Here is a 12449-nt window from a genome sequence, read left to right as displayed (position 1 = left end):
TGACGATTGAATGAAGGGGTTCAGCATAAAGGCTAAGTTGTTAACCATGATAGCGATCATGGGTATGCTTCTGGTGGCGGTGCTTTCCATGTCCGTACACATGGAGAATAAGTCGTTGAGCTTGGCCGAGGGGATGTATAAGGACTTCTTCGTGCCCTCGGTGCTTGCCATGGACTGTCTGGTGCACGGCCGTGCCATCCAGGGGAACCTTTTGAGGCTCTACCTCACCTCCGACCCCGCTAAGGCGGAGCAGCTGGTGAGCGATATCTCCAGGAGGGCGAAGCAGGTGGACGAGAACATCTCCGCCTGGGAGGCTACGGTGTTGACCGATTACGAGAAGGAGCACCTTCCCAAGGCCAAGGAGCTGCTGAAGGCCTATAGGGCTATCCTGCTGGAGGCTTTGGATCTTGCGAAGGCCGGCCGAGGGGAGGAGGCCCGGGGCATATTCGAGCAGAGGGGTTTCCAGGCCTTTGAGGGATATCAAAAGGAGATGAGAGGCCTTGCCAACTACCTACGGGAGGAGGCGGCAAGGCGGAACGAGGATAATCGCAGGTATTCTCAAAGGGCCCTTTGGATTGTGGGTGTCGTCTCCGTATCGTTGTCGGTGCTTGTTTTGGCGGCGGCCGTTTTTGTGAGCCTCAGCATAGCTAGGCGCCTTGCTTCCATGGAGAAGGGGGTCAAGGCCTTTGCGGAAGGGGACTTATCCGTGGTCTTTGACGACCATGGATCCGACGAGGTAGCGTCGATGGGGCGTTCGCTCAACGAAATGACCCTAAGCCTCAGCCGCTCCATGGAGGATATAAGGGCCGTGGCGGATAGTTTGAGCAAGGAGGGGCAGGACTTTGCGGCGGTTTCGGAGGAGACCATTGCGGCTGCCCAGGAGTCCAAGGCGAACGTGGACGAAGTATCGAGGCAGATGGATTCCCTGTCTGCCGCCGCCGCGGAGATAAGCTCTTCCGTGGAGGAGGTGTCGTCTGGTTCGCAGATGTCTGCCCAGAGGAGCACCGAGATCGCCGAGAGGGTCGAGAGGGCCAGGGCCCTTGGGGAAGACGGGGCCTCCGCGGTAGCCCTGGTGACCCAGCGCATAGGGAACGTTGCGGAAGCCTCAGGCACCATGGCCGGGGAGGTAAGGCGTCTTGTGGACAGCGCCAGGGAGATCCAGTCCTTCGTGGCAGAGATAAGCGGCATAGCAGATCAGACCAACCTTTTGGCCCTGAACGCCGCCATAGAGGCCGCCCGGGCGGGAGAACACGGGAGGGGGTTCGCGGTGGTCGCCGAGGAGGTTCGAAAGCTAGCGGAGGAGTCAAACGAGGCGGCGAGGAAGATATCGGACCTGGCAAACACCATAACCCAGGAGCTCAAGAGGGTTGTGGAGTCGTCGGATGCGGACTCCCGTCTCTCCCAGGAGGCTTCCTCCTTGGCAATGGAGGCCAAGGGGACCATAGAGGGGATCATATCCGTCCTCGCCGAGATAGCCTCCGCCACCCAGGACCTGGCGGCGGTATCGGAGGAGCAGGCGGCCTCCAGTGCGGAGATATCCTCCGCGGTGAGGGACATAGCTTCCGAGGTCTCCAGTGTGGCCTCCTCTTCGGATGTGGTTAGGGACCAGATGTCTCAAGTGGCCAAGGCGGCGGAGAGGGTTGCGGAGGGGGCGGAGGACATGGTGAGGCTTGCCTCGGACCTATTGGGAATGATCTCCAGGTTCAAGACGCATCACGAGCAGTTGCTTGCCGACGGGGGCCAAACTGGGTCTTACCTGCCTCCTCCAAGGGGCTAGATCTAGGGGCTGCGGGATGTTTCTCTAAGCCCAGGTAGTCGTTCCCCCCGGCTCTGATTAGAGGGCCGGGGGGTTTGTGCGTCTACATGGAGGCCATGGATCTAAAAACTTGTTCCCGATATGGCATGGAGGGCTGAGCCCCTTCCCTTAGACATGCCAAGGATCCTGCCGCTATACCCGCCTTAACCGCCTCTTCCATGGGACTTCCTTCACATATCATAACCGCGAAGGCCCCCATGAAAGCGTCCCCTGCCCCGGTGGAGTCCACGACATTTATCTTTGGGGCCCCCATCGTCCCAAGTCTTTCTTGGTAGGCGAAGCTTGCTCCCTTGGACCCCATGGTTAGCACCACTCCTCTGACCCCAAGGGCTAGCAGCTTCCTGATGCCTGCATCCGGTTGATCCTCTCCGGTCAATTGGCGTAGCTCCACATGGTTCAGGACCATGTAGTCGCAGTTTGAGAGGGCTTCTTCCCCGATCGGCCTTATGGGTGATGGGTTAAGAAATGTGGTGCAGCCCCTTTCCTTGGCGCCCTTTAGCCCGGCTTCCACAGTCTCGATGGGGATCTCCATTTGGAATATTGCCCCATCCGCGCCGGTGAAACAACCTAGGTCCAGATCCTCGGGATGCAGGTCCCGGTTAGCTCCTGGGGCCACTATGATTGCGTTATCATCTTGGAAAACCGTTATCTGGGCCACCCCGGTATGGATGGAGGACCTAAGTACCCTTGCCTCTATGCCCTCCCGCAAGAGGCTATCCAGGAGCAGATCCCCAAACTGATCTTGTCCGACCTTGCCCATCATCGTGACCTTTGCCCCCATCCTGGAGCACGCCACCGCCTGGTTGCCTCCCTTTCCGCCCTCTGCGGTGGAGAAGGTCCCGCCCGTAAGGGTCTCCCCCTTCATGGGCATTCGTTCCGCCCGCATTATCATGTCCATGTTAAGGGAGCCCACCACCACTATCCTAGCCAAGGAGATCACTTCCTTAAAATTTGGTTGGTTTTCTTGGGTGATAAAATCCAAAAAGTTGTTGACAATGTCTTGATGTAAAAGTAGCATACGCGCAAAGGATTGCGCAATCCTTTGCGCCCATGGGGGGATACGATTTGGTGACCATGAAGGACGTGGCTTTGCTTGCGGGGGTATCGGTGTCTACTGTGTCCCACGTCCTAAACGGTACCAGGAGGGTGGATCCTACAACCCGCGAAAGGGTGCTTAGGGCCGTTGATTCCCTGGGTTACAGACCCAACATGATGGCTCGGAGCCTAAGGCGCAAGGGGGCGCCTCTCCTGGGGCTCGTGGTTCCCGATGCCACCAATCCCTACTTTGCGGAGGTGGCAAGGGCGGTGGAGGATCGGTGTTATGAGCTGGGTCTCTCCATGATGATGGCAAGCTCATCGGGGCAGCCTGACAGGGAGAGGCGGGCCGTTGAGGCCATGACGTCCCACCGGGTGGGGGGTATGATAATAGTCGGCCTTGGGTTCCCGGAGGAACAGGCCCGGGTGCTTTCAGGGCTGGAGATACCGGTTGTCATGGTGGATAGGAAGATTCAGGGGCTTCCCGTCGATTCCGTCCAGTCCGATAACGTTGGGGGCGGGTATCTTGCGGCCCGATGTCTTCTGGATCTTGGACACCGAAGGATAGGCTGTATCTGTGGGCCCAGGGGACTTGGACCGAGCGAGGACCGTCTGAGGGGGTTTGAGATGGCCCTTGCGGAGGAAGGAGTTCCGTTGGACCCAAGTCTCGTGGCGTGGGGTGACTTCACCTGTCCTGCCGGGTATGAGCTTGCTTTGGAGATGCTTAAGGACCAGTCGTTAACCGGGATCTTCGCGATGAACGATCTTATGGCATTGGGAGCTCTTAGGGCCGCCAGGGATCTTGGACTTTCGGTTCCTGCGGATCTTTCGGTGGTTGGATTTGACGGGATATCCATAGGGCGGTTCTTCGTGCCTCCCTTGACCACCGTTGCCCAACCGATAGAGGAGATGGGGGCAGCTGCGGTGGATTTGGTGGTTGCCCGGATGGGATCGGGTTGCTTTGAGCCGGTCACAAGGGTGATAAACTGTAGTTTGGTGGAGAGGAGTTCCAGTGCGGAAGCTAGGCCCCGTTGACCTCTTTAGGGCTTGGGGATGAGCTGGACGAGCAAAATATCTATCACATGGACTTCAGGGGGTGGTCCTCCGAACGGTATCGCTGGGCTTATGATGGCGCTGTGGTTAGAACCGAGTGGTCGGGCTTTGACGGGTGATCCTTTTTAATGCAGAGGGGAGAGATAGCTCTTGAGAAAGAAGATTTTTACGGTGCTCTTGGTTGCTTGCATGACCCTTTCGCTGATGGCCTCCGGTGCTGTGGCGGCCAACAAACCCCTGAAGGTGGCGCTAATACTGTCTGGTTTTTTGGGTGACAAGTCGTTCAACGACTCCGCTTACAACGGGCTTCTGAAGGCCAAGAAGGACTTCGGCATAGAGCTCAAGGTCCTGGAGTCCAAGAACCCCGCCGACTGGGAGGCCAATCTCCTCTCCATGGCTTCCGCCAAGTACGACGTGATAATAGGTTCCAGCACCCAGATAGCGGAGCTCATAAAGAAGCACGCTGCGTCCTTCCCAGATGTGAAGTTCGGTGTCATCGACGGTGCGGTTAAGGCTCCCAACGTGGAATCCATCATCTTCGCCCAGAACGAGGGGTCCTTCCTGGCGGGAGCCGCTGCCGCCATGTTCACCACCAAGACCAACATACCCGGTGTGAACAGCAAGAAGATCATAGGCTGGGTCGGCGGTATGGACATACCGGTTCTCCAGGACTTCCTCACCGGTTACAAGCAGGGGGCCAAGTACATAGATCCCTCTGTCAAGGTCCTGGTGTCCTTCGCCGGAAGCTTCAGCGATCCCCTCAAGGGCAAGGAGCTGGCGCTGGCTCAGTTTGAGCAGGGGGCCGACATAGTGATGAACGTGGCTTCCACCACCGGTAACGGCATACTGGAGGCCGCCAAGGAAAAGGGGCTTTATGCCATCGGCGTGGACATGGACCAGGATGGCATCTACCCCGGTCATATACTGACCTCCATGATCAAGCGGGTGGACGTGGCCACTTACAAGGTCGTCAAGGACGTCAAGGAGAACAAGTTCAAGGGCAACACGGTGGTGGAGATGGGTGTGGCCTCTGGAGGCGTGGGTCTTACTGACATGTCGGTGATGAAGAAGGCCTTGGGTGACAAATTCCCCAAGGACATACTGGTTAAGATAAAGGAGCTTACCGAGGACATAAAGTCCGGTAAGATAAAGGTGGAGCAGTACAAGGGCTTCAAGCGGGATATTTAGCCCTGGTTTCTCGGGGCGGGCCTTGTGTGGGTCCGCCCTATTTTAATCTTACCCTCCCACGTGGAGACTGAGGGGTGTAAAGAGCCCAGATGGAACCTATAGTTCTGATGAGGGACATAGTGAAGGACTTTCCAGGGGTTCGGGCGGTAGACGGGGGTCTTTTTGACCTGTTGCCCGGCGAGGCCCATGCCCTTATAGGGGAGAACGGGGCGGGGAAATCCACGCTCATGAAGATCCTTTACGGGGTATATCAGGCTGATTCCGGCACCATCACCGTCAAGGGGGATACGTTCCATCACCAGAACCCGGGTGAAGCCATAGCCAGAGGCATAGGCATGGTGCATCAGGAGTTCATGCTGGTCCAGCAGCTTACGGTTTTGGAGAACGTGATACTTGGCTTTGAACCCAGGCTTTCGATGGGCAAGATAGATTTCAAGTCTGCGGAGGATGCGATCACCTCCATAATGGATGAATATGGCCTCTGGGTGGACCTTAGGAAGCGGGTAAACGACATCTCCGTTGGTGAGGCCCAGCGGGTGGAGATAATAAAGGCCTTATACAGGGGAGCGGAAGTGCTAATACTTGATGAGCCCACCGCGGTGCTCACCCCTCAGGAGGCGGAGGGGTTGTTCAAGGTAATAAGATCCCTCACAGGACTTGGTAAGTCGGTCATCTTCATATCCCACAAGCTGAACGAGGTCATGGAAGTGGCGTCCCGGATGACCGTGATGCGCCAGGGCCGCCACGTTGGCACCGTTTTGAAGTCTCAAACTTCTATTCCGGAGCTGGCGAGGCTCATGGTGGGGCGGGACGTTTTCCTGGGGGTTCAAAGGTCCCAGTCCGCTGCCTCTGGCGATGTGATCTTGAGCGTTGAGGACATATACGTGCCCAGCTCCAAGGAGCATGCGAAGATACGGGGGGTATCGTTCCAGGTCCGGCGTTCCGAGATACTGGGCATAGCCGGTGTGGATGGCAACGGCCAGAGCGAGTTGGCGGAGGCCATAGCCGGTTTGAGGCCCGTGGAGCGGGGCAAGGTGAAGATAGATGGGGTAGAGGTGCAGAACATGAGCCCCCTCAAGGTGAGGGAGAACGGGCTTGCGCACATTCCGGAGGACCGGAACACCCGGGGGCTCAACAGGGTCATGACGGTGAAGGAGAACCTGGCGGGCCTGGCTTTTCGCAAGCCCCCTATATCCAAGGGGATCGCCATGGTGGAGGGGGAGCTCAACCGTTTCGCCGAGAGGCTCATAAAGACCTTTGATATCAGGCCTCCTTTGGCGGATGCCCCTGCCACCGGTTTCTCCGGCGGTAATGCCCAGAAGATAGTGGTGGCCAGGGAGGTGGACTCCGGGCCGAAGGTGCTGCTTGCCTGCCAGCCCACCCGGGGGGTTGACATAGGATCCATAGAGAACATCCGCAAGGAGCTGGTGAAGGTCCGGGACCAGGGTACCGCGATAGTCCTGATATCCGCGGACCTGGAGGAGATCCTATCCCTGTCGGACCGCATCGCGGTTCTTTACGAGGGGCGTATAACCGGGATCATAAACGCGGATCAAGCGGACGAGGAGAAGCTGGGGCTTTTGATGACCGGGGGTGCTGTGAATGAATAAGTTCTTGAACTCCATCCTTACCGCCCTTCTGGCCCTTGCGGTGGGGGCTGCGGCCATAGCCCTGATGGGACAGAATCCGGTGGAGTCCTATGTTGAGCTGGTCAAGGGTGCGCTGGTAGGAAAGTTCAACCTGGGCGGTACGCTGGAGAAGTTCGTACCCCTGCTTCTAACCGCCCTTGCTTTCTCTGTGGCCTCCAAGGCCTCGGTGTTCAACGTAGGGGTGGAGGGGGAGCTTTACCTTGGAGCCATGGCGGCGGCTTGGGTTGGCGTGGCCTTTGGGCCGATGCCGTGGCCGATTCACCTGCTCCTATGCTTTGCCGCCGCGGTGCTTGCGGGGGCCCTTTGGGCCCTTGTCCCCGGTTACCTTAAGGCCTACTACGACGTCAACGAGGTCTGCGTCACCATACTGGCCAACTACGTGGCCATCTTCTTCACCTCATATCTGGTTAACTACCCCTTGTCCTCCGGATTAGGGGCTCCCCAGACCACGCCGGTGCCGGATTACCTATTGCTCACCCGCATAATGCCCCCAAGCATGGCGAACACCGGTCTGTTCTTGAGCTTAGCCATACTGGTGGCCTGTTACTGGGTGGTCCACAAGAGCACCTGGGGCTATAGGCTGCGGGCGGTGGGGGAGAACCGGCAGTACGCGGAGCACGTGGGCATAAACTCCAAGGCGGTCATGCTCTGGGCCATGGCAGCCAGCGGCGCCATGGGGGGGAGTAGCGGGGGCCATACAGGTTTTGGGGGTCTTCGGCTGTTTCGTGGATAACTTCTCACCCGGGTTGGCCTTTGATGGTATGTTGGCGTCCCTTATAGCCAGGAACGACATAAGGCTTATACCCATCCTCTCCTTTTTCCTAGCGGCTCTTAAATCCGGGGCCTTGGGGATGGAACGTTTCACCGGGGTTCCCAAGGCCCTGGTGGACACCGTTATAGCGCTGTTTATCCTGTTGGCCTCTATGGAGGGGCTTTTTAAGTTCAGTTTCAAGATCAACAAGTCCGGATCCGATGGGTCCGTCGGGAGGGGCTGAAGATGCTGGAGTCCTTGGCGGATTTGATGGACAACCTGTCCTTGGTGGTGGACTACACCCTAATAAGGTCCACTTTGAGATCCTCGATGCCCATAATTTACGCCGCCATGGCGTGTGTTATAACCCAACAGGCGGACATATTGAACATAGGCGTGGAGGGGATAATGCTTTGCGGGGCTTTCACCGCCGTGGCGGTGAGTTACTTTTCCGGCAGCTGGCTCTTGGCCCTTGGGGCCTCGGTCCTTGTGGGCGTAGCCATAGCCTCGTTCATGGCGTTGGCCCACATAAAGTACAAGTCCGATGTGTTTGTGGTGGGTATGGGGGTCAACATGTTCGCCCTTGCCATAACAAAGCTCCTGCTGAACAGGCTCCTAAAGGAGTCCGGTTCCTTCATGGATCCCTCCATAGTGCCAATGCCTAGGATCAGCCTGCCTTTTTTGGGCTCCAATGAGATCCTCGACAGCCTGTTCAACGGTTACTCCCTCTTGGAACCGGTGGGAATCCTCCTGGTGCTTTTCCTTCAGTACATGCTCTACAGGACCGTGTGGGGCCTTAGGCTCCGTTGTGTGGGATTAAACCCCAAGGCGGCGGAGACCGCAGGCATAAGGGTGGCGCTTCGCAAGTTCGAGGTCATGATCTACTCGGGCATCATAGGAGGTGTTGCGGGGGCTTACCTGTCCCTGGGCTACAGCAAGGTCTTCGCGGAGAACATGACCAACGGAAGGGGTTTCATGGGGGTGGCGGCAATGCTCTTCGGCGGGGGAGACCCGGTAAAGAGCATGATAGGCTGTTTCATCTTCGGCCTGGCGGATTCGGTGGGAGCAAGGCTTCAGACCTTCGGCTTCCCCTCTCAGTTCATCTTGATGATCCCTTATATAGTTACCGCTTCGATACTAAGCCTTGCCATGTACAGGAAGCTAAGATCCCAGAGGGCCAGGATGAGCGCCCTCTCGGCAAACGCGGAGGAGTGATGTAAGTTGCAGAGGGAGAAGATCATCCTGGATGTGGATCCGGGGCACGATGACGCGGTGGCCATGATGATGGCGGGGTCCCACCCGTCGGTGGAGCTGATGGCCGTTACGGTGGTGGCGGGGAACCAGACGCTTGACAAGACGGTGAAGAATGCCCTAAACGTAGCGTCCGTCCTGGGGCTCAAGGACGTTCCCGTGGCGGCGGGGATGTCCAGGCCCATGGTTAGGGAGCAGATAATAGCGGACGACATTCACGGGGTTACCGGTCTGGATGGTCCCAAGTTCGATGAGCCCACGGTTCAACAGGACCCAAGGCACGGGGTGGATCTTATAATCGAAACCCTTATGGGCTCAGACGGGGACATAACGATCGTCCCAACCGGGCCTCTTACCAACGTTGCCATGGCTATCCGTAAGGAGCCCAGGATCGTGGAGAAGATAAAGCGGATAGTGCTCATGGGAGGCTCGTACCAGCTCGGCAACGTGACCCCCTCCGCGGAGTTCAACATATATGCGGATCCCGAGGCGGCTCACGTGGTGTTCTCGTCCGGAAGGCCTATCGTGATGATGGGTTTGGATCTTACTAGGCAGGTCCGCTGTTCCTCCCAGGTGATTGAAAGGATAGGGGCTATCGGCAACCGGGTCTCAAAGCTATTCGTCGAGCTTATGGAGTTCTTTTCTAAGACACAAGAGGAGATCTTCGGGTGGGATGCTCCCCCCCTTCACGATCCTACAACCGTGGCGTACGTCATAGATCCTTCCATTTTCGTGACCAAGCCCATGAGGGTTGACGTGGAGCTGAGGGGTGAGCATACCTACGGGAGGACCTGTTGCGACTATTTCGGGGTAACCAAGAAGGAGCCAAACGCCCAGGTGGCGGTTACGTTGGATCTCGACAGGTTCTGGGACCTGTTGGAAGCCTGCATAAGGCGCTACTCTTAAATGGGCTTAGAACCGTTAAAATAGGGGCCCATAGCCCTCCCACATCATTCATCATCCATGAAGCGGCGGGTGTCCTTTTAGACCCCCGCCGCCTTGCGTATGACCCAACCGCTATCGATGGGGCATTGCCCATCGGGGCCTTCACTTTTCGCTTATTAAGGGTTTTTGATTGCCCAATCAACCCGTTGATGACATCTTAAGGAATAGGCTATGTACGGAGTCATCATCGGTGAGCTCCGGATGGAAGGACACCAAAAGGCATCGGCCCCATGAAAGCGCCGCCGGTTCCCCGTTGTGCAGCCCCAAGACCGAGGCCCCCTCAAGGGGGACCAGCTTTGGTGCCCTGATGAAGACCCCAGGAACCCGATGGCCGTCGTAAAAGGTGACGTCCCCCTGGAAACTGTCTCTTTGGGTGCCGTAGTGGTTCCTCTTGGCCTCCGCGGGGAATACCCCTATGCTTCCCATGGGAGGGTTGTTCGAGATCTTCTTGCACGCCAGGATTGCCCCGGCGCAGGTGCCCATGAGGGCCAACGAACCTTCCAGGACCCTTTGGGCGATGACTGTTGAAAGTCCTTTTTGATGGAGGAAACGGCCTATCACCGTGCTCTCCCCCCCAGGGATTACTATGCCGTTTAAGCCGTCGAGGTCCTTCCGCACCTTAACCGCTATGACATCTGTCCCAAGACGTTCCAGCTTTGAGATGTGTTCCCTGAAGGCCCCTTGAAAGGCCACCACCCCTATCCGCATGGTTACCAACCCCTGGTCTGAAGGAGCGAGGCCTCCTCTAGGGAGCTGGTGCAAATGCCTCTCATGGCCTCTCCAAGGCCTTCAGAGACCTTGGCCACCAGGTCCCAGTCCTCGTGATGGGTCACCGCTTGTACGATGGCCTCCGCCCTCTTTGAGGGGTTCTCGCTCTTGAAGATCCCGCTGCCCACGAAAACCCCGTCGCACCCGAGGTTCATCATGAGCGCCGCATCCGCGGGGGTAGCTATGCCGCCGGCGGCGAAGTTCACCACCGGAAGCCTTTTAATTTCTCGGCACCGCTTAAGGAGCTCCAGCGGGACTCGTAGCTCCAATGCAAGCCTGGACAGGTCCTCTTCCCCAAGTCCCTCAAGGGATTCTATCTCCTTGTTTATCGTTTTTACGTGTTTTACCGCCTGGGATACGTCGCCGGTGCCGGCTTCCCCCTTGGTCCTTATCATGGCGGCTCCCTCGTTTACCCTTCTTAAAGCCTCTCCAAGGTTTCTTGCGCCGCACACGAAGGGTACTTTGAAGGAGTTTTTATCGATGTGGGCCTCGTGATCCGCCGGTGTCAGCACCTCGCTTTCGTCGATGAAGTCAACGCCTAAGGCCTCAAGGACCCGGGCCTCTGCGAAGTGTCCTATCCTGGCCTTTGCCATCACTGGTATGGAGACCGCATTTCGTATCTCCATTATCTTGCTGGGGTCCGCCATCCTGGCCACCCCTCCCTGCTGGCGGATCTCCGCGGGCACCCTCTCAAGGGCCATTACCGCCGCAGCCCCTGCGTCCTCTGCGATCTTCGCCTGCTCTGCGGTGGTGACGTCCATTATCACCCCTCCCACCAGCATCCTGGCGAGTCCGTCCTTCAGTTTCCATCCCTGGTCCTCAAAGTTCATGGTTAAGGCGCCTCCTTTCCCCGTCTAGCCCGGAGGATATAACAGTTCCCCCGGGGAGGACATGGACATCCCCGGGGGAGCTAAGCGCCTCTCTGGTACGGCACAGAGCAGAGCGGTTAGGGGCCCCATCTGTGCTCATGCTTTTTTAAGTTTTCGTCCCTACCCCTGGTAGTCAAAGATGGGGGTGCTGAAGTACCGCTCTCCCCGGTCGCCGAAGATGACCACGATGTTGCCCCGGTCCATCTTTAGGGCCAGCTGTTGGGCCCCGTGAAGGGTGGCTCCGGAGGACATGCCGGCCATTATGCCCTCTTTGGCGGATATGGCCTTGGCTCCCGCTATGGCCTCATCCCGGCTGACGTCTATTATCCCTGCCAGGAGCCCCCTGTCTGCGATGAGGGGCTGGTAGGACTCTGAGCGGTGTTTGAGCCCATCGATGCCACCGGTGTTGGGCATTGGCTCCACCCCGTAGACCTTGGCTGGGACGCCCTTGTCGTGGAAGGCCTTGGCCACCCCCATGAGGCAGCCGCCGGTGCCGAACCCAGCCACAAAAGCGTCCACCTGGCCGTTGAGCTGCTCTATGATCTCAACACCGGTGCCGGTCCTGTGGGCTTCCACGTTATCGAAGTTCTCGTTCTGGTTCGCGTAGAAGCAGTCCGGGTTCTCCTTGGCGTATGCCATGGCGGAGAGTATGTGGCTGTCCGGGTCGTCCTTCGTGGTGAGCACCAAGTCAGCTCCCCAGTACTTAAGGATCTTCCGCCTCTCTATGGTCTTGGCCTCGGACATGAAGATCTTAAGTTTGTATCCCTTGACCGCCGCCACCATGCCGAGAGCTATGCCGGTGTTTCCGCTGGTGGCCTCCACCAAGGTCATGCCAGGCCTGAGTTCGCCGCGCTTTTCCGCCCCCTCGACGATCGACAGGGCAACCCGGTCCTTCAACGACCCGCTGGGGTTGAGCATCTCAAGCTTGGCCCATATCTTTACGTTTGGATTGGGTGACGAGTTCTTGAGGAGTACCATGGGGGTGTTGCCCACGTGGGCAAGGATTCCTTCTCTCAAATTTTATTCCTCCCTCGAAGTAATTGACGTTAAGGATTTTGATTCTCATCTTAGGATATGTCAATAAAGCTGGGAAATGAAAATTTTAATCCTCAGTGATGATGATT

12 protein-coding genes are annotated in these 12449 nt (G+C 57.6%); 8 read left to right on the top strand and 4 right to left on the bottom strand.

Annotation, left to right across the window (positions count from 1 at the left end):
• Positions 1–10: 10 nt before the first annotated feature.
• Entirely contained in the window at positions 11–1777 is a 1767-nt protein-coding gene (locus tag THEVEDRAFT_RS09170; protein ID WP_006583864.1) for a methyl-accepting chemotaxis protein, read from the top strand.
• 82 nt (positions 1778–1859) lie between these two features.
• Here the strand turns inward: THEVEDRAFT_RS09170 and THEVEDRAFT_RS06210 are convergent, their stop codons facing one another.
• Positions 1860–2756, bottom strand: a complete 897-nt coding sequence (locus tag THEVEDRAFT_RS06210; RefSeq protein ID WP_245522619.1) for a ribokinase — start codon at positions 2754–2756, stop codon at positions 1860–1862.
• A gap of 134 nt (positions 2757–2890) precedes the next feature.
• Between THEVEDRAFT_RS06210 and THEVEDRAFT_RS06205 the strand changes: the two genes are divergently transcribed.
• From THEVEDRAFT_RS06205 to THEVEDRAFT_RS06180, 7 genes are all read left to right on the top strand, one after another.
• The gene (locus tag THEVEDRAFT_RS06205) at positions 2891–3886 is read left to right on the top strand and encodes a LacI family DNA-binding transcriptional regulator (RefSeq protein ID WP_245522778.1); all 996 of its coding nucleotides are present in this window, start codon (positions 2891–2893) and stop codon (positions 3884–3886) included.
• 168 nt (positions 3887–4054) lie between these two features.
• Positions 4055–5092, top strand: a complete 1038-nt coding sequence (locus THEVEDRAFT_RS06200; RefSeq protein ID WP_006583860.1) for a BMP family lipoprotein — start codon at positions 4055–4057, stop codon at positions 5090–5092.
• An 89-nt stretch (positions 5093–5181) separates the two neighbouring features.
• Entirely contained in the window at positions 5182–6702 is a 1521-nt protein-coding gene (locus THEVEDRAFT_RS06195) for an ABC transporter ATP-binding protein (RefSeq protein ID WP_006583859.1), read from the top strand.
• On the top strand, positions 6695–7474 hold the full coding sequence (locus THEVEDRAFT_RS06190) for an ABC transporter permease (RefSeq protein WP_245522618.1): 780 nt from the start codon (positions 6695–6697) through the stop codon (positions 7472–7474). Before THEVEDRAFT_RS06195 ends, THEVEDRAFT_RS06190 begins: the two co-directional genes overlap by 8 nt.
• On the top strand, positions 7467–7736 hold the full coding sequence (locus THEVEDRAFT_RS09865; protein WP_245522617.1) for an ABC transporter permease: 270 nt from the start codon (positions 7467–7469) through the stop codon (positions 7734–7736). Before THEVEDRAFT_RS06190 ends, THEVEDRAFT_RS09865 begins: the two co-directional genes overlap by 8 nt.
• Positions 7737–7738: 2 nt before the next feature.
• Entirely contained in the window at positions 7739–8707 is a 969-nt protein-coding gene (locus THEVEDRAFT_RS06185; protein WP_006583857.1) for an ABC transporter permease, read from the top strand.
• Between the two features lie 6 nt (positions 8708–8713).
• On the top strand, positions 8714–9649 hold the full coding sequence (locus THEVEDRAFT_RS06180; protein ID WP_006583856.1) for a nucleoside hydrolase: 936 nt from the start codon (positions 8714–8716) through the stop codon (positions 9647–9649).
• A gap of 177 nt (positions 9650–9826) precedes the next feature.
• On the opposite strand, the gene pdxT is transcribed toward THEVEDRAFT_RS06180, so the two are convergent.
• The 3 genes from pdxT to THEVEDRAFT_RS06165 form a co-directional block, all read right to left on the bottom strand.
• On the bottom strand, positions 9827–10396 hold the full coding sequence (gene pdxT, locus THEVEDRAFT_RS06175) for a pyridoxal 5'-phosphate synthase glutaminase subunit PdxT (RefSeq protein ID WP_006583855.1): 570 nt from the start codon (positions 10394–10396) through the stop codon (positions 9827–9829).
• 2 nt (positions 10397–10398) lie between these two features.
• A complete protein-coding gene (pdxS, locus tag THEVEDRAFT_RS06170) occupies positions 10399–11286 on the bottom strand; it encodes a pyridoxal 5'-phosphate synthase lyase subunit PdxS (RefSeq protein ID WP_006583854.1) in 888 nt (295 codons plus the stop codon).
• Positions 11287–11445: 159 nt separating this feature from the next.
• On the bottom strand, positions 11446–12342 hold the full coding sequence (locus THEVEDRAFT_RS06165; RefSeq protein ID WP_006583853.1) for a PLP-dependent cysteine synthase family protein: 897 nt from the start codon (positions 12340–12342) through the stop codon (positions 11446–11448).
• Positions 12343–12449: the final 107 nt, after the last annotated feature.

The sequence above is a fragment of the Thermanaerovibrio velox DSM 12556 genome (genome assembly GCF_000237825.1).
Classification (GTDB): Bacteria; Synergistota; Synergistia; order Synergistales; family Synergistaceae; genus Thermanaerovibrio; species Thermanaerovibrio velox.
This window is presented reverse-complemented; position numbering and strand designations above follow the sequence as displayed.

What these genes read in the sequence shown, in the direction of transcription:
- THEVEDRAFT_RS06185 (WP_006583857.1), top strand. Translation starts at nt 7,739, where the DNA reads ATGCTGGAGTCCTTGGCGGATTTGATGGACAACCTGTCCTTGGTGGTG.
- THEVEDRAFT_RS06195 (WP_006583859.1), top strand. Translation starts at nt 5,182, where the DNA reads ATGGAACCTATAGTTCTGATGAGGGACATAGTGAAGGACTTTCCAGGG.
- THEVEDRAFT_RS06190 (WP_245522618.1), top strand. Translation starts at nt 6,695, where the DNA reads ATGAATAAGTTCTTGAACTCCATCCTTACCGCCCTTCTGGCCCTTGCG.
- pdxS (WP_006583854.1), bottom strand. Translation starts at nt 11,286, where the DNA reads ATGAACTTTGAGGACCAGGGATGGAAACTGAAGGACGGACTCGCCAGG.
- THEVEDRAFT_RS09170 (WP_006583864.1), top strand. Translation starts at nt 11, where the DNA reads ATGAAGGGGTTCAGCATAAAGGCTAAGTTGTTAACCATGATAGCGATC.
- pdxT (WP_006583855.1), bottom strand. Translation starts at nt 10,396, where the DNA reads ATGCGGATAGGGGTGGTGGCCTTTCAAGGGGCCTTCAGGGAACACATC.
- THEVEDRAFT_RS06205 (WP_245522778.1), top strand. Translation starts at nt 2,891, where the DNA reads ATGAAGGACGTGGCTTTGCTTGCGGGGGTATCGGTGTCTACTGTGTCC.